The sequence below is a fragment of the Undibacterium sp. TJN25 genome (assembly GCF_049339885.1).
GTDB lineage: Bacteria > Pseudomonadota > Gammaproteobacteria > Burkholderiales > Burkholderiaceae_D > Undibacterium.
Genome location: NZ_JBMPPM010000010.1, coordinates 69,766 through 93,071 on the forward strand (window position 1 = coordinate 69,766; position 23,306 = coordinate 93,071).

Here is a 23,306-nt window from a genome sequence, read left to right on the forward strand (position 1 = left end):
AGCCTGCCGTTTCTGGCAGCAGCTTCGCGCTGATCAGGACGGAAGTCAGTCCAGGTCGGCGCCTGTCCCTTCCGCTTCGCTGCGCGTTTCCACCGGCGCCGCCGCACCGCTTGCGCCTTCAAAGAAGAAGGGCTTGCGGGCCTTGGGCGTGGCGCCGACTTCGTTCATCGTCGCGCTGTCGTACAGGCGGCCATTCAGCATGACCTGGCTGACGCGGTCGGACTGGCGGATGTCTTTCAGGATATCGCCGTCAATGATGGCCATATCCGCCAGCTTGCCGGGTTCCAGCGAACCGATGTCCTTGTCCATGCCCAGGTAGCGGGCGCCGTTCAAGGTCGCGGTGCGGATGATTTCCAGTGGCGTCATGCCGCCGCGCGCCAATGTCCACATTTCCCAGTGCGCGCCCAGGCCCTCACGCTGGCCGTGCGCCCCCAGATTGACAGGCACACCAGCACGTTGTAGTTCGGTTGCGGTGCTGGCGATCTTGAAAACGTTATAGTCTTCTTCCGGCGCCAGCTCACGCCTGACGCTGCGCGGCTCCAGCACGGAACGCGGCACGTAACGCGACAGCAGCGGGTGGCGCCACACATCGCTATGTGCATACCAGTAGGTCTCGCCGTCCAGCCCGCCGTAGCCGACGATCAGCGTCGGCGTGTAGCCCACCTTGGTCTGCGACCACAGCTGCTTGACATCGTCATACGCATTGGCGACCGGGATGGCATGCTCGACGCCGGTATGGCCGTCCACGACCATCGTCATATTGGTTTCAAACAGCGAGCCGCCTTCGGGCACCACCATCATGCCGGTCTCGCGAGCGGCCTCTAGTATCTGCTGGCGCTGGTCGCGGCGCGGCTGATTGTAGCTCTTGACCGAGATCGCACCGGCCGCCTTCATCCGTTTCAGGTGCGTCAGCGCGTCGTCCAGGCTGTTGACGACAGCACTGATGTTGGCCTTGGCGCCGTACAGGATGGTGCCGGTGGAGAAAATGCGCGGCCCGACCACTTCGCCGGCGCGCTGCATCTCGGCTTGCGAAAATATTTCCGACGTGCGGTTAGACGGGTCGTGCAGCGTCGTCACGCCGAAGGCCAGAGATGCATAATTGATCCAGCTCTGCTGAGGAATGATTTCATCTTCGCCCATGCCGCCGTGCCAGTGCACATCGACGATGCCGGGAATGATGGTCTTGCCGCCGGCGTCAACCAGCTTGGCGCCGGCAGGCACTGCAATATCGGCAGCCTTGCCGACTGCCACGATTCGGTTATCCTTGACGACGATGCGGCCGTCTTCTATCACCTCATCCCCCTTCATGGTGACGATACGGGCGCCTGACACTACGGTAATGCCGTGCGGCTTGTCGGCAGCTTCGCGGAAGCCTATCTTCAGGCCATTTTCCGCAGGCTTGGGCAGCTCTTTGGGCGCGCCGTCCACAAAGGCAAAGGCGTTTTTGAGTTCGGTTGTAAACAGCTCATCGCCCAGCGAGAAATGCAGCTTGCTGCTGTCGCCGGACCAGTGCAGGTAATCTCCCTCATTGACGTCCAGCTGTTTTACCGGCAGCGCATCAGCTTTCGGACCTATCGTGACCGGCTTGCCGGCCAGCGGCAGCGGCATCACATAACTATGAAAGCGCTCCTGGTACGCCAGCCACGCGCCATCTGGCGACAGCGAAAAGTCGCTGACGAATTCACCGGTGGCCACCGGCTGTTCAGCCTCCGACTTGTCCAGCTTGATGCGCACCAGCGACGTCGTCCAGTCCACTTCGCCGGTATGCTTGGTGCGGGTCACAAACACGGTATCGCTGTCCTTGCCGAATTGCGGCGCACTGCCCTCTTCGGTCAGCAGGTGCGGAGCAGTCTTGCCATCCGTGCTGACGGTATAGACACCGGTTTCCATGCCATACCATGGCGTGGTCAGGTAGCCGCCTTTTGATTTGACAAAGGCCACCTGTTTGCCGTCGGGAGAAAACGCCGGATCGAGGTACTTGCCGGCCGCATTGGTCAATACGGTTTCCTTGCCGCTGCGCACATCGACGGTACGCACGGACCCGAGCTTGGCGTCATCCCAGGTCGTAAATACGATGCGATTGCCATTGCGCGAGAATTGCGGGAAGAATTCGAAGTGATCGTTTTGCTTGCTCAGGCGGCGTGGCGTGCCGTTTGGCAGATCGCGCAGGTACAGGTGGCCCAGCGCCGAATAGACGACCTTGTCGCCCGCCGGCGATACGTTCACCCAACGCAGCTGATGGACGTCAAACTGGTCCGGCGCCACGGCGGTTTCTACACGCAGGGCCGGGCGTACCTCGCGGGTATCCTTGACGTGGAAAGGAATGTCCTTCGCAGTGTGCGCAAACGGGTCCACGCGCCAGATCTTGCCCTTGGCCCAGACCACGATTTCCTTACTGCCCGGCAGCCAGTTGAAGCCGGGGTAAACGCCCTGCACGGCCCAGGCCTCCTGCATGTCCCTGTCCAGCTGGTTCCACGCCGGCGTTTCCACGCCTGTAGTGAGGTCTTTCAGGAAGAGCGTGCTCTGGTTGCGGACCCGTCGCACAAAGGCCAGGTACTTGCCGTCCGGCGAAGGCACGGGACGGATCGCGCCGCCCGGGCCGCTGACGAAAGCCTTGGTCTTGCCTTCCTGCAGGTCCTTGCGGAAAATCTGGTAGATCTGCTTGTTGGAATTTTTATTGTATTCAAAGCTGGTACCGGGCGTCGTATCCTGGGAATAATAAACATAGCGGCCATCGGGAGAAAACGCCGGTTCGCCCAGGTCTTTTTGCCAGTTCGGTTTTTCATTGAGCTGCACGCCGGCGCCGCCGCTGGCGTGGAACAGCCAGATTTCGCCGGAGCCGAGCGAGCGGGTGCCGGTATAGTGCTTGCGCGCCGCGATGTATTTGCCGTTGGGATGCCATACCGGATTATTCAGCAGGCGGAAATTTTCCTTGGATACTTCATGTGGATTGCTACCGTCCACATTCATCACCCAGATGTTGTCGCCGCCGCCCTGGTCGGACATATAGGTCAGCTGTTTGCCGTCCGGAGAAAAGCGCGCCTGCATTTCCCATGCAATGCTATGGGTCAGCGGCTTTGCTTCACCGCCTTCTATCGGCAACAGATACAGGTCGCCCAGCAGGTCAAACACGATCTGCTTGCCGTCGGGGCTGACGTCCACCGTCATCCAGGTGCCGGTATGGGTATCGAGATTGACAATGGCCGATGGGCCCGGAGGATGATTGACGTCCCATTTTTTCTTGTCTGCTTCTTTGCCGGGCTCTTTGCCAGGCTCTTTAGCTGCGTCAGCGGCAAAGCCGGTCAGGGCCAGCGTTCCTATCGCCGCTGCCAGCAGCGTCATCCGGAAAGCCGGGAAATTAGGGAAAATCTTCATCATCACTCCGTGGGTTTTTATAGAGGGCGGTGCTTAGAGGGCCGTGATGCTGGAACGAAGCCTTGCAGGCTTCGCGGCGCCGGCCGAAAACGTAAAACGAAGGCAAGTATTATTGGCGAGAACGGTTTATGTCAAGAAAGATGTCGGGTGGAAATAGAGTTTGTTACAAATGCCGGTCAAAATTTTGCATAAGCTTTCTCTGAGAGCGTTGTCCTCTGTCAAAAGCGTTTGGCAAGATGTTTTCAACGCCGTGTTTTCAGCCAAATTCCGGCCGATCGCTATCCCAGGCCGCTGTCAGAAAGCACGGCAAACCCGCCGTTTTATCCCGCATCCGTGCATTCTGTCTTCCCCAAAATACGCTTCATCACATTCCATTGGAAATGCAGCCGCTACGGGTCTACAGTGAATCCATACACCGCAGCCCTGAAAGGAAAGATCATGAAACTCAGTGAAAATATGGATGGCGTCGTCATCGCCGCCATTGCAGCAGCGATAGTCTCAGGCTTGATGGCAGCAGTCATTCCTGCACCGAAAACTATCATCGCCGCCGATAGCGACAATCAAGTGCATACCGTCGTCATCACCGGCAAGCGCCTCGGCGATTCCTGACCTGCTACTGCATCTCCTGCAATCAAAGCGGCGTAGGCAACACGCCGCTTTAAGAATGCACTTTTAACCGACCTGATAGGGCCAGTCTTATGTTTGCGTTTTTATTATGGATGGTATTGCTGTTCCTGTGCTGGCCGCTGGCACTGCTGGCTATCGTGCTCTACCCGCTAGCCTGGCTGCTGCTGTTGCCGTTCCGGCTGCTGGGAATTGCGCTGGAGGGAGTATTTGAACTGCTGCGCGCGGTTATCCTGCTGCCTGCCAGGGTATTGGGTGGGAGGCCCTGACTGCAACTGGCCTTCAACAGGCCGGCAGAATCGCTTGGGACGCTAGCTGATACCGTTAAACATGTCGTGCAACTCGTCAAACCGGTCTTCCACTTCGTGCTGCGACATGCCGAGGAACTGGCAGGCCAGATCCCCGCCCTTTTCCCATTCGGCAAACAGGTCTTCCCCGTGATATTTGTGGATCGCGTATTCCGCCAGCAGCGCCAGCGCGATCAGCGTGCGGACGCGGTCTTCGGTTGATTTGTCCTGCAGGCTGGAATAATCGTGCTGCAGCAGGATAGCGACTGATACCTCATTCGGCAGCCCCCAGGTCCTGGCCAATAATGAACCCACCGCCGCATGGTTGGTACTGTAGCGCTGGTCTTCCAGGTCGGTGATCTTGTGGTCGAGGTCCTTGGCGGCCTTCTCCAGGTTTTTGCTGTAATCGGGGAATTTTTCCATCAGCAAGGGCACGCCAATGTCGCAAAACAGGCCGAAGGTGTGCGCAATATCGGTAGGGCAGGCGCGCATCTGTCGCGCGAGAAAGCTCATTGCCTGTGCCCTCTTGGTGGAAAAATCCCAGAAACGCGCCATCGCTGCGCCGCCATTGCTCATGGTCTGACGCGCAATGATGCCGGTCAACAGCATACTGCACTGGTCTAGTCCCAGCAAATCCACCGCATGCTCCACCGAGCCCGCTTTCAACCGCAAACCAAAAAACGAGGAATTCGTCAGCTTCATCAGCGATGCCGCCAGCGCAACGTCATTGGCGATGATTTTTGCCAGTTTTTTCGGATCGGGCTCGCGCGCGGACAATTCCTGCTGCACGTCGGCCAGCAAACTGGGCCGCGGCGGAATCCGTATGGTTTTCACCAGCGCATCTACTGACTTTTCAGTATTTATACTCGGTGACGGGGAGTTTTTCATCAATTTTGACAGATACGACAGAGGAGTCTAGGGCGTGTTGAAGCCATGATCGAGCGCTAAGGATAAACCAGGATGCCGCTCCATACCTATCAGGAAACAAAAAATTGCATTTAGCGATCACTATCCTGCGATACATTACCGCTGCCCTGAATCAGGCTGACAACATATAATGTCGCCTGGGATGCCATTCGCTTGAGCGGACCCTGCCTATTTTAAAGCAAAAAGGGATTTACCTATGAGCGTAAGTGGAATGATCTATATTCTCTTCCGGAATTTGATACTTCCACCCGCCTGCCTGTTTGTCCTTTTCGCATTAGGTCTGATTGTCAGAAAAAAGTGGCCCCGCACCAGCCATACGCTGTGCGTGGGCTCGGTCTTGCTGCTGTTCATACTGAGCACGGACATCGGCGCCTGCCTGCTGGGTAATTCACTGGAAAAACTGGAGGCACCGCTTGCATCCTCCGCCAATACAGGCGCGCAGGCGATAGTGGTGCTTACCGCCGGCAAGGTAGCGGAGGCGCCTGAATACGGCAAAAAGGATATCCCCGACTACATTGCGCTGGCACGCATGCGCTATGCGGCAAAACTGCACAGGGAAAGCATGCTGCCGGTGCTGGTGACGGGCGGCCTGGGCAAGGCCTTCGGCAACAACGAGCCGCTGGCCCAGGGCATGGCCAGGGGCCTGCAGGAAGATTTTGCGACGCCGGTCAAATGGCTGGAGACGGCATCCGCCAACACCGCTGAAAATGCGGAATTTTCCGCAAAAATATTAAAGTCTGCCGGCGTCACGCGCATCCTGCTGGTGACGGACGCGATGCACATGCGGCGCGCCAAGCTGGCCTTCCAGCAACAGGGGCTGCAGGTGGTGGCTGCACCGACGATGTTCCTGAACACTTACGATTTCCGCCCCGGCAATTTCTTTATTCCCGGTGTGGAAAGCCTGCGCCGCTCCCACTACGCCATCTATGAATGGGTGGGCTTGCTGTGGTACCGCATCAGCATGTCTTCCCACACGGCATAAATACCTCGCCGGCACGCGGCATGCATCAGCGCGCCGCATTCAGCGGCGGTTTGGCCGGGGCCGCTGGATAACAACCGGAAAAATCCTCGAAAGCGCCATATACGGGAGGCGGCTGGCCAGGACGCGGGCCGCCGCATAAATCCAGGATACCCGGCTGCGCTGCCTTGCGGCGCGGCGGCGTCGACGCCCAGGCGAAATCCAAATGCGAGGCGCCGGCAAACAACTGGCGCACGCCATGCCTGCCGATATACAGCGAGGCCACGGAGGTCTCGATATTGTCCTCGCCGCGGAGGATGCCGCCGTCGCGCCCGAGTATCCTGCCGTCGACCAGATTGCCTTCCAGATCGGCGCTGCTTTCCGGAAAACGCACGGCGATACCGCTGGTGTCGACCAGCGTGTTATGGATCAGCTTGCTGGTCGCGCTGCGGTTGATGTAAATACCTTCATCCGAACAGGACATGATCAGGTTGGCCTGCATCGTTCCCCTTTCATGCTCGGTAATGCAGCGCTTGTCCCGGCAATATTCCTTGCCGGTGCCGCCGCCGCCGAAAGACAGGCCCACGCGCGCGCCGGGCAGTCCTTTCAGCCGGTGTTCGCAAATGACGATATTTTCCTCGAAGCGGTTGTCGATGCCGGCGCCTTTGGCAAACGCGCCGTAACTGACCTTGTTGCCGTCACCCTTGATGAAATCAGTGATCAGGTTGCGCCGTATGACCCAGCGGCTGGCTGCCACCATATCCATCATCGTGACCGGGTTGGCGGTATTGCGCACACTGGAATTGCTCAGTGAATTGGATTCAATCAGGCCGTCGTCCGGCATGAAGCCGTCCTCGCCATTGATCTTGAACTGCGCATTGAAATCGGTGATCGTATTGTTGCGGGCGATGAAATGCGCAGCCCTGCCGACGACGTGGAAAGCATGTTCGCAATCGCTGTGATTCGCGCATATGCCCTTGATGGTCAGGTTTTCAAAAGTCCAATAGGGTGCGGCGACCCGGAAACCCTCCACCATATTGAATTCCAGAATGACCGTGCCCGGGCGTTCCGCGGTAACCGTGATCCTCTGCGCTGCGCTACCGGCCTGCGTGACCTTGATCGAGCCCTGCCCTTCAAAGCGGTATGTGCCCGGCAGGAAGCTGATGACATCGCCAGGCCTGGCCTGGGCTATCGCGCGCGTCGCTTCCGCTGCGGAGGCCACATATACCGGCTTGCCTGATGCAGCCGATACAGCATCCGCAGCCGTAGCCTGCGCGCCTATCTTCAGCGCCGGGAATACATAAGGATCGTCGCCGTCGCCCCGGTCCAGACTGGTCAGCACTGCCGCCACCGTCTGGCCGGTCTTTTCTATCATGGGGTTGTGCCCCTGCGTACGGTGTTCGACATAGGGGCCGAGCGCGCGCGGCGTGACTGCAGCGCGCTGCAGTCCGTACGACAACACAATCACAGCAGAGACAATGAACAGCACGGAAGCGGCAAGCAACAGCTTCAGGCGTCCGGTTTTTCTTCTTCTCATGGGGGAAACGGAATTGGGGGAAACGGACCTGTAGCGTAGCATAAGCACGCTTCGCAGAACAGCAGCACCCGCTGCCATGTTGCCGCCATGCCGGGCCCGATAAAAAAACGCCCGACCACGCGTGAGCGGGGCCGGGCAAGCGGAACAGCACTACCCGCTTTTTATTGACAGCGTTACAGTTTGCCGGACAGGCTCAGGCCCACTGTCAGCGGACGCAAGCGATAGCCTTCGCTGACGGATTGCACATTAGGACGCTGGATGATCTTGTCGTTGTTCAGCAGGTTTTTTGCAAACAGCGACAATTCCCAGGCGCCATACGTAGCGCCGATGCTGGCATCCACGGAGCTATACGACGGACGCACATAATCAGGATCGGTGCGCACCAGGCTGCCATGGCTGCTGCCTACCCAGTGCACGGCGGCGCGCGCAAAACCGTAGGTATCTTCAGTGATATTGAAGTTGTACTGGCCGGTCAGGTTGGCATTGTATTTAGGCACGCCCTGGATCTGGTCGCCGGCTTTGGCGCCCAGCGAAGGCACGTCGCTGTCCAGCGTGGCATCGGTGTAGCCGCCGGAGAATCCCAGCACGATATTGGCGGTAGGCTTGCCTTTGATCTCCACTTCCAGACCATAGCTCTTGGCCTTGCCGACGTTGGTCTCATAGTCGAAACCGCAGCCGGGCAAGGTGATGTCTTGCTGCAGCTTGTTCCAGTCAATGTAGAACGCCGCCAGGTTGACGGACAGGCGGTTGCCCAGCAGCCGGGATTTGCTGCCGACTTCATAGCTCCACAATTTGTCCGGTGTGAACGATGTAGGCGCATCGCTGATGCCCAGGTTGTTCAGGTCGGAACGGCAGACGTCGCTGGGAATTGCACGGTTCTGTCCGCCCAGGCGGAAACCCTGGGTCGCAGATGCATACACGGTGTTGCTGGGGTCCACCTGCCAGGTAACGGCAAACTTCGGCGTGAATGCCCTGAAGTCGGACGATGCATACGAATGCGCAGGACCGCCGGCAAAGAAGAAATCGCCGTCACGCGTCAGCGAATCCGATGCGCGCAAATAGCGCGCACCTACTGTCGCCTGTACGGCCGGCGTAAAGTAGTAGCTGGTTTCGCCAAACACAGCAGTTTGCGTAGTGTGATAGTGGCGGGCGCTGAAATATGAATTATCCTGCGGGAAAGCGGAACCCAGGATGCCCGGGTCAGTAATGCTGGCCCCGGCTGCGGTGAAAGCCTGGTTGATGCCGAACACAGGTTCGTTATCCACGACATTGGTACGCAGGTTCGAATAGAACACGCCGCCTATCCAGGTAAACGGCGACACTTTCGGGTCATACGGTTTGGACGCTAGGCGTATCTCCTGCGAGAACTGCCTGACCTCGTTGTTCAGGTACACCGCAGATGGCAACCCGGCTACCGTATCGCCGAGACCTGCAGGCGCATTGCCGGAATCGTTGATCACGCTGCCGATATAGCTGCTGTTGACAACGGTGCCGTCCTGCGTGCGGTCAAACTCGCGCTTGAAGTAGCTGGACACGGATACCAGGTCGGCAAAACCCAGGTCGTAGTTGACGGTCAGGCTAGGAATGGTCAGCTTGTCGCGGCCCGGCTCCCTGACGATCTTGCTGGTCTGGTTCTTTGGCAGTGCCGTGTATGAAGCATCGATATCATCGCTCTTGACGTCCTGGTAGAAGATCGAAGGCGTAATCACCAGGCCGCGGGTCGGCTGCCATTTCAATGCCGCGCGCAACACCGAGCTTTCCTGCGAGTTGATGTCGGAGGCGATGACCTTGCCGGTCAATGGCGATACCTGGTCGATATAGCCGCTGTCACGGCCTTTCTGCACGCCTATGCGCAACGCCATTTCATCCTTGATGATAGGCAGGTTGAACACGGCATTGGCCGTGTAATTGGTGCCGCCGCCCTTGGTCGAAGATACTTCGGAATAGACGTTGGTTTCGCGTTCGTTGAAATTGGGCTGGTTGGTGATGAACTTGAGCGTGCCGCCCATGGAACTGGCGCCGTACAAAGTGCCCTGCGGGCCGCGCAAGACTTCGATGCGGTCCAGGTCGAACAGCTTCGGCTCGGCGCTGCCCAGGCTGTACAGGTTGCGCGTCGTCATTGACACGTCGTCCATGTAGATGCCGACAGTAGCGGAACCGGCTGCGGAGCTCACGCCGCGAATTTCTATATTGCTGAGCCCGGCGCCGGAACCGCTGGCGCCGGAGTAGGAAATATTCGGGATGGCGCGGGTTACGTCGCCGACATCGCTGATGTGCTGGCCGACCAGGTCTTCACCGGTCATCACGGAAATACTCAGGGGTACCTTGCTCGCGTCTTCCTTGCGCTTTTGCGCTGTCACCGTCACGGTCTCTATCTGCTCGCTACGCTTGCCTGCTGTTGCGTTGCCGGATGTTGCCGGAGTTGCAGCCGGGACTGAATCCGCGGCCTGCTGCGCCCATGCCGGGCCGGCAAATATGGAGGAGATTGCTGCGGCGAGAAAAACCAGTTTCCCTTTTTGAACTTGCATCTTTTTTTAAACCTTCCCAAGGAGTTGAACCCGGAACCTGTGCCGGCCCGGGCCCTGAAGCAGCCTGCCGGAGCAGCGCTGTTTGCGCCGCCCCGGCAGGCTGCTTTCTTATAAATTATTCATATTGTTTGGCGAACCGTGGGCTAAGGTAGCATAGACTTTTGGCAACGCAAAGGTCGTGTGGTATTAATGCTGAAAAGCCGCAAACGTGAAAATTTCTTGAAAGAAAACAGTGCAAACCTTGGGCTGCCGCGGTGCAATACTTTCGGAAAATTCCCAATTATAGGGAGAGGAAAAACAGAATTGCGAAGAAGCTGCTCAAGAAAAAAACAGTCGGAGGATCCAGCGCCAGAAACAAGGCAATAGCTTAGAAGTTTTGCTCTAATTTTTTACGGGCAAAAGAGCTGGTGCGGATAGCTGGGAGCGGGCGCCCCGACGGGGTTTTCGCACGTCCAGCGGGCGACTTGTGGCGTGCGATTTTTTGCGAAACCAACCCGGCGCAATATCGTCGCTCCGGGGTTCGGTTATGCAGGCAGAATTATTTGAGTGGGATTACCGTGCCCCTGTCGACCGCCACTGCGGTAATGCTATTCTTGGGCGAGCCGTCCACCAGCTTGTCTGAGTAGGTCAGGTACACCAGCGCATTGCGCGACTTGTCCACCATGCGCACGATGCGCAATTTCTTGAACATCACGGACAGACGTTCGTTGAATACCTCTTCCTGCACCGGCAGGCTCTTCTTGAAAGTGATGGCCCCTACCTGGCGGCAGGCGATGGAAGCTTCCGCCTTGTCTTCCGCCAAACCCAGCGCGCCACTGACACCGCCCGTCTTTGCGCGAGAGATATAGCAGGTGACGCCGTCCACCTTGGGATCGTCATAAGCTTCAACGACGATCTTGTGGTCGGGACCGATCAGCTTGAAGGCGGTATCCACGCTGCCGATGGTTTCGGCTTGAGCGACGCTGCCCAGCAGACATGCGCCGACGATCGCCAGTTTCAATGATTTCATCGATGTTCTCACAGTAAATTGATGCCTAAGCCTCATGATTGATATTGAGGCGCGAATTGCGCATGCCGTAGATAAAGTAACCGGCAATGGCGATGCCCATCCAGATGAAAAATACCCAGTAAGTGAGCTTCGACAGATCCTTCAGGATATACAGGCAGGCGATGATGCTCAGCGCCGGCACGAGATAGGGGCCGAACGGCACGCGGAAACCGCCAGCGTCCTGAATTAAATCCTGGCTTGGGTCGACGTGTTTTTTGCGAATCACAGGTACCGCTGCGGATACCACCATGAAGGCGACCAAAGTACCCATGCTGACCATGTCCCACAGAAAGGTGGAATCGACAAAACCCGCAACCAGGCCCACCACCATGCAGACAATGACGGTATTGTTGACCGGCACACGGGTACGCGCGCTGACCGCGTGGAAGGATTTGGGGATCAGGCCGTCTTTGCTGATCGCATACAAGATCCGGCTCTGGCCGTAGATCGTCACCAGCGTAACGCTGAAGACGGAAATGACGGCGCCGCCGGACAGCACCAGTGCGGGCCAGGCCTTGCCGCTAACGTTTTGCAGGATTACCGCCAGACCGGCCTCCTGCCCTTCAAACTTGCTGGCCGGCTGCGCGCCCATCGCGGCTACCGCAACCACGAGATAAAACACCGTGACGATGATCAGTGCCGCCAGTATGCCCAGCGGTACATTGCGCTTGGGGTCACGTACTTCCGAACCGGCCGTCGCGACGGTATCAAGGCCGATAAACGAAAAGAACACCGTCGCGGCGGCAGCTGTGACGGCAGACATGCCGCCCGGTCCCTTGACACTGTCCGCCATGAAAAACGGCGTGAAGTTGGCGGCATCAAATCCGGAGAATGCAATCACGGCAAAGAAAGTCAGGATGATCAGTTTGATCGACACCATGACGGCGTTCACTGTCGCCGACTCTTTCGCGCCGCGCAGCAGCAGAAAGCCGCAGATTATCACCAGCGCCACCGGCGGCAGGTTAAAGTGTCCCGCGTGTATTTCCAGGCCTTTGGGCCCGGAAGCAATCATCGGCGACCGCAAGATTTCTGGAATTTTCCAGCCGGTCGCGTTGACAAGAAAATTGTTCAGGTAGTCGGACCAGCCTATTGCCGTTGCACTGGCGGCCAGCCCATATTCCAGCAGCAGGCAGCCGGCCACGATGAACGCGGCGAACTCGCCTATCGTGGCATATGCAAAGGAATAGGAAGATCCCGAAGCAGGTATCCTCGACGACAGCTCCGCATAACACAGTGCAGTCAGTCCTGCGGTGACGGCTGCCATGATGAATGACAGGATTACCGAGGGGCCGGCTTTGGGCACGGCTTCCACCATCGTGAAAAAAATGCCGGTGCCTATTGTTGCGCCTACGCCTATCATCGTCAGCGCAAACAAACCCAGCGAACGTTTCAACTCGTGGTCATCGCCCTGCTCGCCACCGCTGATAGGCTTGGTCCTGAGCAATTGCTGGCCAAATGTCTGTCGTCTCAAGAGTGTTCCTTCTTTTTATTCGTGTTCACTATCATATTTAAATAAGTAACGGCATCCAGCGTCCGGTAGCCGGCGGACCGGCGCCGGGTCAGGCCATCAGTCCGGCCTGGCCATCTTGATCTGCTGGCCGCCCTTCATGACGAAACCGACCTTGGTCAGGCTGGTGACGTCGGCCAGCGGATCGGCAAAGACTGCAATGATATCGGCATACTTTCCGGCCTTGATGCTGCCTACGTCCTTTTTCTTGCCCAGCAGGTCAGCCGCATTGATCGTGGCGGCCTGTATGGCCTGCATCGGCGTCATGCCGTATTTGACCATGTAGAAAAATTGCTTCGCATTGTCGCCGTGCGGGTAAACGCCTGCATCGGTGCCGAACGCCATGTGGGCGCCGCCTTCAAAGGCCTTGCGGAAGTTATCCCTTTGCAGCTGGCCAATTTCTTTTTCCTTCACCAGCGACTCCGGCAAGAAGCCTGCTTTCTCACCCTCGCCCAGGATATAGTCGTCGTTATAGATATCCATGACCAGCCAGGTGCCCTTTTCGCGCGCCATTTTAATGCCTTCGGCATCGATCAGGCTGGCATGCTCCACGGAATCCACACCCGCGCGTATCGCGTCGTTGATGCCGCTGGTGCCGTGCGCATGCGCTGCCACCTTGCGGCCCAGCTTGTGCGCTTCAGCCACGATAGCCTGCATTTCTTCCAATGTGTATTGCTGCGCGCCAGCCGCATCGCCCTTGGACAGTACCCCGCCGGTAGCACAGATCTTGATCACGTCGGCGCCGTATTTGACCATTTCCCTGACCTTGGCCCTGGCAGCCCACGGGCCGTCGGCCACGCCTCGGCCGGTATCGTTATATTCCGGCGGCAAAAGATTGTCGTCGCAATGCCCGCCCTGTATGCCTATCGCATAACCGGAGACAATCATGCGCGGTCCCGGCGTATCGCCGTCATTGATCGCATCACGCAGCGCCACGTCGCCAAAGCCATCGGCTCCGACATTGCGCACCGAGGTAAAGCCCGCGTTCAGCGTATCGCGCGCGGCGCGCACGCCGTACAGCGCCGCGCGTACCGTGGATGTGCCCAGGCTGGAATAACCGTGTTCATGCGGATTGCTGGTCAGGTGCGTATGCGAGTCGATCAGACCTGGCAGCACGGTTGCGGCCGACAGGTCGATAACCCTGGCACCGGCCGGAATCTTGCCCGCAGCAGCAGGGCCTACCGACACGATGCGCTCGCCCTGGATGACGATCAGCTGGTCCGTCAGCACCTTGGCCGTTTCCACATCCACCATGCGGCCCGCCTTGATAACGGTGAACTCTTTTTCGTCAGCGGCATTGGCATTGGCATTGGCATTGGCGAAAGCGGTCGCCAGCAGCAACGCACATGCGGCGGCCTGGAACGCAGTCTGAAGTGTTTGCTGCAGGGCTTTCTTCATGAGACTCTCTTATTATTAAAATAATGCATGAAACCATGCATTAATGAATAGGGATAAAGACAGGATTAAAAAAACTGCCTCATTCTATCCGTGATGACTAAATCCGGCAGCATTTCTGTGGCTGCGCGGAAACCGTTACAAATCGCCTGTTGCAAATCTTTCCCCTATTGCTCCGGCAACGCCGGCCGCCAATTCTATAAGCGGCCGAACCGAATTTTCACCGGGCTTTTGCAGAAAGCAGGGGGCAAACCTCTGCTCGCCGCTTTCAACGCAGGACAGCATACCTGTCGCCCGGGCGCGATATATTTCCCTGCTTCATTATCTTTTGCCCGTAAAGTGAGTATTTTGTGTCAATATTATCGTTGCCAGACTGGATAGGGCTTTGCCGCCGACTGTCGCCTTGTCGTACTAAAAAAGCAAGACCACAGTGGTGATTGCCCGTTGTTTCGGATTTAATTCAATTAAGCAAAAATCATGCATCCCCGATATCTTCGCCCATTACTGCCTCCGTATCTGCGATTGCCGGATAGCCACTCTCAGGCGATATGAAATTTTCTCAGCTTAGCGTCAAGATCACTGTTCCTATCGCGTTGATATCCGCGCTGGCAATCGGGCTGACGGCATTCTTAAACCTCGGCAAGTTCGAACGTTCGCTGACGGAACTGGAAAGCTCACGCCTGCAGTTTGTGCTGGGAGACCTGAAAAGTAATCTGGAAACCGGCCTGGATCTTGGCCTGGCGCTGAACAGCCTGGACAACGCCCAGGCCGTCATTGATGCGACAAGAAAGCAGGACGCAAGCATCCTGTCCATCAATATCTATGACGATGCCGGCGCCGGCGTATTCGAGACCGGCCCCGATACCGGTAGCCCGGAAATCCCGCCATCATGGAAGCGTGCCATGCAATCGCAGCCGGGGCATAGCTGGTACCTGGCGGAAGCCGGCATGCTGATCGTCGGCGTGCCGCTGGCCAGCAACATCAAACAGGATGCCGGCCACATTGTCATGCGCTATTCGCGGTCCGCACATGATGCAACCGTGGCGTCGCTGACCAGAGAGCTGGTGCTGGCCTCGCTGGCGGCCATCGCTGTCACGGCGGGCCTGGTCTTGCTGGGAATCAACCTGCTGGTCGCAAAGACCAACCGCAGGCTGGCGCATATCGCGCAGACGCTGGAACGCTCGCTGATGGACCCTGCTCCCGTTGCGCGCAGCGAAACCGAAGAAGACATGCTGTTAAGCCAGGTCATCCACTCTTCCGGCTCTGCGATGCAGGATTTGTCGCTGGTCAGGAAAACCCTGACCGAATCGTTAGCCGTGCAGACAGCAGGGCCGGACTCAAGGCCAGACTCAACACCGCACACATCTGCGGAGCAGCCATGACGCGCGCCATTTACCTGGGCCCGGTCAGGAATTTGTTCCTGTTTTCATTGCTGGTGCTGCTGCTGTCGCAGGCAGCCATTTCGCTGTACGCATGGTCGGCGATAGAGAAACGAATTTTGCCGGTGCTGGACAGCAAGGCCGCGACAGTGGGCGACTCTGTCGCACGCAAGATCCAGCATGCGCTGGACTACCGCGTGCCATTTGAAAAAATTACGGGCGTCACAGATTTTTTCGACGACATCCTGCAACAAAATCCGGACATCGCCTTCCTGGCCCTGTGCGATGCCAGGGACAAGGTGCTGTTCTCCAGCGGCATAGGCGCCGCACAGGCCGGCAAGGCGTTTGAAAAAATCAACCGTTACGGCGGCATGCAAAAAAATGCGGCCAGCTTCAGGATCACGGCAGAAGACCTGTCGCATAATGAACAAGCCTATGTGGATACCTCGCTGCCTGTGCTGTACCACGGAGAACTGCTGGGAGTCGTGCATATAGGCGTGGAGCAGCACTACATCGCCGGCCGCATCAGCGAACTCCGCTACGACATCGGAATCATTTTGCTGACCAGCCTGCTGATTGCGTTTGAAATCCTGCAATTCATCATCGCCCGCCATTTCTCTACGCCGATACACCAGATCTCGGAAATGATGGAGCAGATGGCAGCCAATAATTTCAGCAGCCGGCTGACTGCCGGCAGCAGCGAGCAGTTGGGCATCATTGCCGAAGGGCTTAATGCGCTGGCAGCCAGGATCAACCATGCCTTCCACGACATCGTGCAGCTCGCCGGCACGGCCGTGGAGAAAAGCGCGCAGATGCGTGAATCCTGGTCGGCGATGCTGGCGCAGCTGCGCTCCCGTCACAGTTTTGCCGAAGTCGGCAACGTGCGCGAACTGGCGCAGCCGCGTGTAAATGCCATCCGCATCCTGACCTTCCTGTTCATGTTTGCGGAAATGCTGTCGCGCCCGTTCCTGCCGCTGTATGCGGGGTCGCTGCCGGTTTCCTTTGCCGGACTGCCGGCCAGCATGCAGGCCAGCCTGCCGATCAGCTGTTTCCTGCTGGCAGTGGCCCTATCCATGCCTTTCGCCGGCAGCTGGTCCGACCGGCTGGGGCGGCGGCGCAGCTTCATGCTCGGCGCACTGACGGTCGCGGCAGGCATGCTGCTGACCGGCCTGCTGCCCGACTTCAGCGCGCTGGTAGCGGCGCGCACGATGACCGGCGTCGGCTATGCGGTTATGTTCATGGCTTGCCAGGGCTACGTGATCGACCATACCGATGCCAGCAACCGCACCAGCGGCATGGCTTCTTTTGTCGGCGCGATCATGGTGGCGGAAATCTGCGCACCGGCGGTCGGCGGCATACTGGCCGACCGCATCGGCTACCAATTAGTATTCATCGTCGGCGCACTGGTGGCGCTGACGGCGGCAGGCCTCGCCGTCAGCATCCTCGACAACCGCAGCGCCCGGCCGGCAGAAGAAGGCGGTGGTGGTGGTGGCGACGGCGCGCGACGCGGCTCGTTTGGCAAAGGCTTGCTGAGCCTGGCCGGTAACTACCGTTTTGTAGCGATGTCGCTGCTGACCGGCATCCCCGCCAAGCTGATCTATTCCGGCTTCCTGATCTACCTGGTGCCGATGCTGCTGGCCGACCTCGGCAGCAGCAAGTCCGAGATAGGCCGCTACGCGATGCTCTACGGCTTTGCCGCCTTGCTGCTGTCGCCACTGTTCGCCAGGTTTACAGACCGCCACCGCGCCCACACCGGCATGGTGGCGGCAGGCGGCATCCTTACCGGCGCCGGTTTATTGCCGGTGCTGCTGTCCGCTCAGCCGGCGATGGTCTTGCTCGGCATAAGCTGCCTGGGTATAGGCCAGGCGATGAGTATTTCCGCCCAGCTGGTGCTGGTGGCCAGGCTGACACGAAAAGAAGCGCAGGCCAGCGGCCCGACCACGGTACTGGGCATCTTCCGCCTGATAGAGCGCCTTGGCGCCGCGGCCGGACCGGCGCTTGCAGCCGCACTGGTTGCTTCGCAGGGCACGACAATGGCGATGGCGATACTGGGCATTTTCGGGCTGGTATCAGCCTGCCTGTTTGCACTGCTGTTTGCCGTTGCCGGAGACGGCTCAGATGCAGGCGAGGAAAATCCGGAGCCGCCGCCGGGCGCCCGGCTGGAAGGACCACAGGGGAATACACAATGAGCCTGACACGCCGTCAACTGCTGCAGGCCGGCCTGGCTTCCGCGCTGCTGCCTGGACTGGATACCGCCAGCGCCGCGCCGGCCATCGCGGCAGCAGACAGGCCCGTCCGCCCTTATCGTATCTTCATGATGCTGTACCGCGGCGAAACCGAAGTGGAAAAAGGCTTCCGCAGCTACCTGGCAAGCCGCAACATCCCCGTGGAACTGATCGTCCGGGACGTCGCGCAGGACATCGGCAAGGTACCGGCGTTGATCGCAGAAGCACGCGCACTGCGGGCAGATCTTGTGTATACGTGGGGTACGCCGGTCACGCTGGCCGTGGCAGGGGCCAGGCGCGCCGTCGATCCCGCCAAAAACATTACCGACATTCCGCTGGTATTTACAATGGTGGCCTCGCCTGAAACAGCGAACCTGGTCGATTCACGGCAGTCTTCAGGCCGCAATATCACTGGCGCCAGCCACGTGGTGCCGCTGGACCAGCAGCTAGGTGCGATTCGCGCCTACCGCCCACTCAAGAAGCTGGCGGTGATTTATAATCCGGCGGAACCCAATTCGCGCCTGAATGTGGAAGAATTGCGCGCTGCCTCGGTACGTGGCCGTTTTCCATTGTTCGAGCAGCCCGTGCCCCTGGATGATAAAGGCCAGGCCGTTGTTGCGGCATTGCCTCAACTGGTGGAAAACCTGTCGCAGCGCGATCCGCAATTGCTGTATCTTGGCCCAGACAGCTTTATCGGCGCCAATTGTGGAGTGATCACCGAAACAGCGCTGAAGTTCCGGCTTCCCTGTTTTTCTGCAACTGAAATTGCACTGCGCAACGGCAAGGCCCTGTTTGGCCTGGTGTCGCGCTATGAAGCGGTAGGCCGGCTGACGGCACGTATGGCAGAACAGATACTGGTGAAAAAAATGCGCCCGCAAGATATACCGATTGAAACCCTGGCCCGCTTCTCCTATCTGGTGAATATGTCGATTGCCGCCAGCCTGGACGTCTATCCGCCGTTGAAGGTCATCAACTATGCGGAGATGATCTGATGGATGAAGACATCGGCGACCGGTTCAGCTGGCGCATGCTGCAGCCGCATGAAGCACAGGCGGCGCACTGCATCCATCTGGCCGCCATTGCCGACCAGGCTTTCGGCCTGGTGCGTCCTGACGAACTGCCCCATTTCATCGCCCATACCGGCGCAGCCGGCGCCATCGTGGGCTGCTTTGCCGAAGTGGATGGAAATGAGCAAATGCTTGCGTACGGCGTGCTGGGAACGGACTCATCCACAAGCTCGCACATGGCTGAACTGCTATGCGTTGCGCCGGCAGACCGGGCCCGCTTTGCGATACTGGACGGCGTGGCAGCGCTGCCTGACTGGCGTGGTTACGGCCTGCATCGCGCGTCTATCCAGGCGCGGCTGGATCATGCTCGAACCGTGGGGCGCAGCCTGATAGGCGCTACCGTATCCCCGGAAAATATCGCCAGCCTGCGCGGCCTGCTGGAATCCAGGTTCCTGGTGACGAATTTTGCGATGCTGTACGGCGGCCTGGCGCGCCTGGTGCTAAAAAGGGATTTAAACGATGCGATGCCGGCCTGGTCGCTGGAGCAAAAGATCGATACCAACGACAGGGCAGCAAACCAGGCCGCGTTAGCCGTTGGCCAAACGGCGTACGCATGCTCGCAGAGCGGCAATCGCTGGCAATTGCATTACGGCTATCCGGTCTAAAGCCGTAACTACACCAGAGCTCAGTCGAGTCCAGGCCGACACTCAGCCGGCTTCTTTGTCCACGCCGGCATCATCGCCGCGCTGCCCTGTCTTCCTGCGCTGCTGTTCCCGATCCCGCTGCCGCAGCACATCTATCATCACATTGAAGGTGCGGGCCAGGCGTCCCAGTTCATCGTTGGACGTCACCTTGATATTGGCTTTTTCATAGTCGCCGCTCTTCAGCGCATGCGCGGCAACGGTCAGCCTTTCTATCGGCCTGACGATGCTGCGTGCAAACCATACCGCCAGCAGCATGAATACCACGCCGACGACAATGACGCTGTACAGCACATTGGTAAACAAGCGGTTCAACGGCTGCTCGAAGGAGTCCTGCTTCTCGGTCATGCCGACCACCCAGTTGTGTCCCCTGACCGGCGCGTAGCCGGCGATCTCGCCCGCTTTGGAAATACTCGAAAAATAGCTGATATTGCCCGCTTCCTTTGCCCCTGTCATTGCCTTGGCCAGGTCCGGCATGTTCAGGCTTTGTATGCTGTCGCGCCGGAAACGCTGGTCGGCAACGATCTGCTTTAGCGTGGCCGGCGGCACCGGCATGAGGCTGCGGTACAGCAGGTTCTGGTCCGGGTGGTAGATCAGCACGCCGTCGCCGTCCACCAGGAAAGGCACCAGGTTCGCGCGGTGCACGTCGGCCAGTATGCTGGCAATGCTGGAGCCCTTGATGCGCAGCACCACCGCGCCTATCACCGTGCCGTCGGCGCCGACAACCGGGTTGGAGTAATACACGCCGGCTGCGCCGGCAGTGGCGCCGACCACCATGCCGGTCATGTATTTGCGGCCCGCCATTGCCTCCTTGAAATATTCGCGGAACTTGAAATTTCGGCCGGTGACGCCGACGTCATTGGACACCAGCGCATTGCCGTCCTTGTCCATGACGATCAGCGGGTGCACGTCAGGGTTGGATTTGGCCAGCCCCGCCAGCTTGCTGTCGAGCGACGCCTTGCCGGCATCGCCCGGATGTTCAAGGAAGCTGACGAAATCCTGGTCCGTGCCCAGATAGGTGGCGAGGTTGCGGCTGTCGTTGATCAACTGGGAAAGCCGTCCGGCTGAGCTTTGCGCATGCTGTTCCAGGTTGCGCAGTTCACTGGCAGATACCGTCTCCATCGTGGCGTTCAGGTTGTAGTAGGCAACGATCAGCATCGGCAGCAGCGCCGCCAGCACCATCGCCAGCGTCATCTTCACGACCATGGGCCACGAGGCCGGACGCACCGCCGCGTGCGCGGCGCGGGACAGCCAGGACTTCAGCAGCTTGGGAGACTCCAGCAGCGTACGCCAGCTCTCGCCGACCAGGCTTTCGTTATCCCCGGAGCGCAAGGCGTCCTGCCAGCTGAGGCTGCCGGCGTGGGCGGCAAACAGTGCCTGCCGGAATGCCGCCAGATCTTGCGGCCTGTCCTTGGCATCCAGCTTCAGCGCCCAGTCTATCGCCTGCAAAAACTCTGTACTGTAGCGGCCGCTGCCGGCCTGCACCGCCGGCAGCATGCCGTCTTGTATGCGGCGCTCCGGCGCGGGCATGGGCTTGGCGCCGGTAATCATCCAGTACAAGCTTGCGCCCAGCGCATAGATATCGGTCGCGGGGCCTTCATCGCCTCCCTCGTATTGCTCGCAGGGAGCGTAGCCGGGCGTGACCACGTTGGCGAGCTTGCCGCGCTCGCCGCTGGCCTGGCGCGCAGCGCCGAAATCAAGCAGCACCAGGCTGCCGTCTTCATGCCGCACATAGATATTATCGGGCTTGATGTCACGGTGCAGGTAACCGGTGCCGTGCACTACCGCCAGCCCTTCCAGCAAAGGCTGCAACAACAATAACAGGTCCGCTTCCTGCATGGTCTTGTGACGCGGCCACCATTCCTTCAGCGGCTTGCCGCGTTCGTATTCCAGCACCATGTAGGCGGTGCGATGCGCCTCGAAAAAGCGGGCCACACGGACGATGTTCGGATGGCGGAAAGTCGCCAGCGTGCGCGCCTCGACCAGGAAACTCTCCAGTCCGTGCTGGTAAAACTCCCGGTCCTCGGGCCAGCGCGGCGTCACCGATTTATCGGAAGCGCGATAGGCAAAATCCCCCGGCAGATATTCCTTGATCGCCACCTTGACGTTCAGGTGGATATCGGTCGCCAGATACGTGATGCCGAAACCGCCGCGTCCCAGCACGCTGTCAATACGGTATTCCAGCAGGTGGAAGCCCAGCGGCAGCGCCAGCATGTCGGTGCCGCTTTCGGCCGGACCTGCTGGCGGCAGGATGTCATCCACACCCGGAACAGCCGGCGCCAGCAGGTGGGAAATGCCTGACGTCGTCGTGGACGGCTCGGTAGCAGGGCCGGAGGCAGGCAAGACAGCCGGAACAGCCGACGGAACATGCAGCACAGTCATGTCGTCGTCAAACATAGCTTCGGGCGCGGCGGGGACCAAAACCCGCGCTTCCGATGAAACAGTTTCTGCCGGCGCAGCAACTGCCTGCGACTTGCCCAGCAGTTCCTGTACTTCCATTTCCTTGACGCGGCGCAGCTTGCGTTCCAGTTCCACCACCGTCTCCAGCGCGCGTACCCGCTTTTCCAGCGTAAAGGTATCCGCCGCATTATCAGGAGCAATACCGGCAGGCGAAGAAGAAATGTCCGGTCTTGCCGTGTTTTCAGCGTGCACGGTTGGCACATAATCTGCGTGAAGCCCGGCAAACTGCTGCCCGTCCAAAGACAGGCTGGCAGACTCTATCGTGTCCGGACCTTCATTCATGTTTGTTCTCATCCCCGGCTGCGTATCAGCCTGTGCAGACAGCTATTATTGCGATGCATCATAGCGGTAATTTTGAGCAAATTCCAGATATTAAAGTCGTGCTGAAATGCTGAATTTGCACTGATGTCATTTCCTTCCATGCTACCATAATGACATGCATCCACTGCCAAAATCCTGGCAGGCACACACCGGAGCCATCTTGAGCAACTGGAAGCAACTTTCCCCCAGCCTGTACCATCAACTTGCACTAGGCCAGGCCTATGGCGTGACCGATGTCGGCCTCGTGCGCAAATCCAACGAAGACAATTTCCTGGTCGACGAAGAGCTCGGCCTGGTGGTCGTCGGCGACGGCATGGGTGGCCATGAAGGCGGAGAAATTGCCAGCGCCAACGCCATCCTCGCGATGCGCGATTACATCCGTGCCTTTATCCAGTCCAAGAATGACGGCAATGCGCCGGTGGCAGCAGAACATGATCCGGACGCCACCTGGTCCGACGAAACCATGCCGGCAGTGATAACCCTGTTTGATGCTGTGGAATCAGCCAACGCGCTGCTGTATTCGCAAAACCTCGCCAACAACAACGGCGGCGGCCACGGCATGGGCACGACACTGACTGGCATCTGGCAATACCTGGACAAGGGCCTGCTGGTCGTATTCCACGTTGGCGACAGCCGCCTGTACCGCTACCGCGCCGGCGAGCTCAGCATCCTGACCCGCGACCAGACGTTGTACCAGCAGGCGATAGAAGAAGGCATCGTCGACAACCTGCCGGCACGCAACCTGCTGTTGCAAGCCATCGGCCCGACCGAAACCATCAAGCCTGATGTGAAATCCCACTCGTACCAGCCAGGCGACCTGTTTCTGCTCTGCACCGACGGCCTGTACGGCAACACGCCACATTCCGGCATAGAAGAAATCATGCGGCGTACGCATCCGCAAAGCCTGGAGCAGTCTTGCCTGGATTTGATTGAGCTCGCCAAGGAACATGGCAGCCGGGATAATATTACAGCGGTGCTGGTGATTTGCAATCCGTGATTTTTACTGTCTGATTCGTCTGACAATCAG

Annotated in this window: 16 protein-coding genes; 8 read left to right on the forward strand and 8 right to left on the reverse strand. The window is 58.8% G+C overall.

Annotated elements, in window-relative coordinates; genetic code table 11:
* Nucleotides 1-45 precede the first annotated feature (45 nt).
* On the reverse strand, nt 46-3,378 hold the full coding sequence (locus ACO0LO_RS22500; protein ID WP_422967593.1) for an amidohydrolase family protein: 3,333 nt from the start codon (nt 3,376-3,378) through the stop codon (nt 46-48).
* Between the two features lie 435 nt (nt 3,379-3,813).
* Here ACO0LO_RS22500 and ACO0LO_RS22505 point away from each other — a divergent pair, with 435 nt between their 5' ends.
* A complete protein-coding gene (locus ACO0LO_RS22505) occupies nt 3,814-3,984 on the forward strand; it encodes a hypothetical protein (RefSeq protein WP_422967595.1) in 171 nt (56 codons plus the stop codon).
* A gap of 89 nt (nt 3,985-4,073) precedes the next feature.
* The gene (locus ACO0LO_RS22510) at nt 4,074-4,268 is read left to right on the forward strand and encodes a hypothetical protein (protein ID WP_422967597.1); all 195 of its coding nucleotides are present in this window, start codon (nt 4,074-4,076) and stop codon (nt 4,266-4,268) included.
* A 42-nt stretch (nt 4,269-4,310) separates the two neighbouring features.
* Here ACO0LO_RS22510 and ACO0LO_RS22515 read toward each other — a convergent pair whose 3' ends face one another.
* Entirely contained in the window at nt 4,311-5,120 is an 810-nt protein-coding gene (locus ACO0LO_RS22515; RefSeq protein ID WP_422967598.1) for an HDOD domain-containing protein, read from the reverse strand.
* A gap of 289 nt (nt 5,121-5,409) precedes the next feature.
* Between ACO0LO_RS22515 and ACO0LO_RS22520 the strand changes: the two genes are divergently transcribed.
* Nucleotides 5,410-6,195 (forward strand): YdcF family protein, encoded by a 786-nt coding sequence (locus tag ACO0LO_RS22520; RefSeq protein ID WP_422967600.1) that lies wholly within the window; start codon nt 5,410-5,412, stop codon nt 6,193-6,195.
* A 25-nt stretch (nt 6,196-6,220) separates the two neighbouring features.
* On the opposite strand, the gene ACO0LO_RS22525 is transcribed toward ACO0LO_RS22520, so the two are convergent.
* From ACO0LO_RS22525 to ACO0LO_RS22545, 5 genes are all read right to left on the reverse strand, one after another.
* Nucleotides 6,221-7,708, reverse strand: coding sequence for a right-handed parallel beta-helix repeat-containing protein (locus tag ACO0LO_RS22525; RefSeq protein ID WP_422967602.1), 1,488 nt, complete (start codon nt 7,706-7,708; stop codon nt 6,221-6,223).
* Nucleotides 7,709-7,881: 173 nt separating this feature from the next.
* Entirely contained in the window at nt 7,882-10,236 is a 2,355-nt protein-coding gene (locus tag ACO0LO_RS22530) for a TonB-dependent receptor (RefSeq protein ID WP_422967604.1), read from the reverse strand.
* Nucleotides 10,237-10,774: 538 nt separating this feature from the next.
* On the reverse strand, nt 10,775-11,245 hold the full coding sequence (locus ACO0LO_RS22535) for a CreA family protein (protein ID WP_422967606.1): 471 nt from the start codon (nt 11,243-11,245) through the stop codon (nt 10,775-10,777).
* A 25-nt stretch (nt 11,246-11,270) separates the two neighbouring features.
* Complete coding sequence (locus tag ACO0LO_RS22540) at nt 11,271-12,755, reverse strand: APC family permease (protein WP_422967608.1); 1,485 nt, start codon at nt 12,753-12,755, stop codon at nt 11,271-11,273.
* Nucleotides 12,756-12,851: 96 nt separating this feature from the next.
* Nucleotides 12,852-14,189: an amidohydrolase family protein gene (locus ACO0LO_RS22545; RefSeq protein WP_422967610.1), complete on the reverse strand. Its 1,338-nt coding sequence runs from the start codon at nt 14,187-14,189 to the stop codon at nt 12,852-12,854.
* A 545-nt stretch (nt 14,190-14,734) separates the two neighbouring features.
* On the opposite strand from ACO0LO_RS22545, the gene ACO0LO_RS22550 reads away from it, so the two are divergent.
* Genes ACO0LO_RS22550 through ACO0LO_RS22565 form a run of 4 tightly spaced genes read left to right on the forward strand, consistent with a single transcriptional unit; the run spans nt 14,735 to nt 19,462 of the window.
* On the forward strand, nt 14,735-15,568 hold the full coding sequence (locus ACO0LO_RS22550) for a hypothetical protein (RefSeq protein ID WP_422967612.1): 834 nt from the start codon (nt 14,735-14,737) through the stop codon (nt 15,566-15,568).
* A complete protein-coding gene (locus ACO0LO_RS22555) occupies nt 15,565-17,754 on the forward strand; it encodes an MFS transporter (RefSeq protein WP_422967613.1) in 2,190 nt (729 codons plus the stop codon). Before ACO0LO_RS22550 ends, ACO0LO_RS22555 begins: the two co-directional genes overlap by 4 nt.
* Nucleotides 17,751-18,782, forward strand: coding sequence for an ABC transporter substrate-binding protein (locus ACO0LO_RS22560; RefSeq protein ID WP_422967615.1), 1,032 nt, complete (start codon nt 17,751-17,753; stop codon nt 18,780-18,782). The genes ACO0LO_RS22555 and ACO0LO_RS22560 overlap by 4 nt, the downstream gene beginning before the upstream one ends.
* Nucleotides 18,782-19,462 carry a hypothetical protein gene (locus ACO0LO_RS22565; RefSeq protein WP_422967617.1) on the forward strand — a complete coding sequence of 227 codons (681 nt, stop codon included), beginning with the start codon at nt 18,782-18,784 and terminating at the stop codon, nt 19,460-19,462. Before ACO0LO_RS22560 ends, ACO0LO_RS22565 begins: the two co-directional genes overlap by 1 nt.
* 42 nt (nt 19,463-19,504) lie before the next feature.
* Here the strand turns inward: ACO0LO_RS22565 and ACO0LO_RS22570 are convergent, their stop codons facing one another.
* The gene (locus ACO0LO_RS22570) at nt 19,505-22,240 is read right to left on the reverse strand and encodes a protein kinase domain-containing protein (protein WP_422967619.1); all 2,736 of its coding nucleotides are present in this window, start codon (nt 22,238-22,240) and stop codon (nt 19,505-19,507) included.
* Between the two features lie 199 nt (nt 22,241-22,439).
* On the opposite strand from ACO0LO_RS22570, the gene ACO0LO_RS22575 reads away from it, so the two are divergent.
* Complete coding sequence (locus tag ACO0LO_RS22575; protein ID WP_422967621.1) at nt 22,440-23,276, forward strand: PP2C family protein-serine/threonine phosphatase; 837 nt, start codon at nt 22,440-22,442, stop codon at nt 23,274-23,276.
* Nucleotides 23,277-23,306 lie beyond the last annotated feature (30 nt).

What these genes read in the sequence shown, in the direction of transcription:
- ACO0LO_RS22500 (WP_422967593.1), bottom strand. Translation starts at nt 3,378, where the DNA reads ATGATGAAGATTTTCCCTAATTTCCCGGCTTTCCGGATGACGCTGCTG.
- ACO0LO_RS22505 (WP_422967595.1), top strand. Translation starts at nt 3,814, where the DNA reads ATGAAACTCAGTGAAAATATGGATGGCGTCGTCATCGCCGCCATTGCA.
- ACO0LO_RS22510 (WP_422967597.1), top strand. Translation starts at nt 4,074, where the DNA reads ATGTTTGCGTTTTTATTATGGATGGTATTGCTGTTCCTGTGCTGGCCG.
- ACO0LO_RS22520 (WP_422967600.1), top strand. Translation starts at nt 5,410, where the DNA reads ATGAGCGTAAGTGGAATGATCTATATTCTCTTCCGGAATTTGATACTT.
- ACO0LO_RS22525 (WP_422967602.1), bottom strand. Translation starts at nt 7,708, where the DNA reads ATGAGAAGAAGAAAAACCGGACGCCTGAAGCTGTTGCTTGCCGCTTCC.
- ACO0LO_RS22530 (WP_422967604.1), bottom strand. Translation starts at nt 10,236, where the DNA reads ATGCAAGTTCAAAAAGGGAAACTGGTTTTTCTCGCCGCAGCAATCTCC.
- ACO0LO_RS22535 (WP_422967606.1), bottom strand. Translation starts at nt 11,245, where the DNA reads ATGAAATCATTGAAACTGGCGATCGTCGGCGCATGTCTGCTGGGCAGC.
- ACO0LO_RS22545 (WP_422967610.1), bottom strand. Translation starts at nt 14,189, where the DNA reads ATGAAGAAAGCCCTGCAGCAAACACTTCAGACTGCGTTCCAGGCCGCC.
- ACO0LO_RS22550 (WP_422967612.1), top strand. Translation starts at nt 14,735, where the DNA reads ATGAAATTTTCTCAGCTTAGCGTCAAGATCACTGTTCCTATCGCGTTG.
- ACO0LO_RS22555 (WP_422967613.1), top strand. Translation starts at nt 15,565, where the DNA reads ATGACGCGCGCCATTTACCTGGGCCCGGTCAGGAATTTGTTCCTGTTT.
- ACO0LO_RS22560 (WP_422967615.1), top strand. Translation starts at nt 17,751, where the DNA reads ATGAGCCTGACACGCCGTCAACTGCTGCAGGCCGGCCTGGCTTCCGCG.
- ACO0LO_RS22565 (WP_422967617.1), top strand. Translation starts at nt 18,782, where the DNA reads ATGGATGAAGACATCGGCGACCGGTTCAGCTGGCGCATGCTGCAGCCG.
- ACO0LO_RS22570 (WP_422967619.1), bottom strand. Translation starts at nt 22,240, where the DNA reads ATGAATGAAGGTCCGGACACGATAGAGTCTGCCAGCCTGTCTTTGGAC.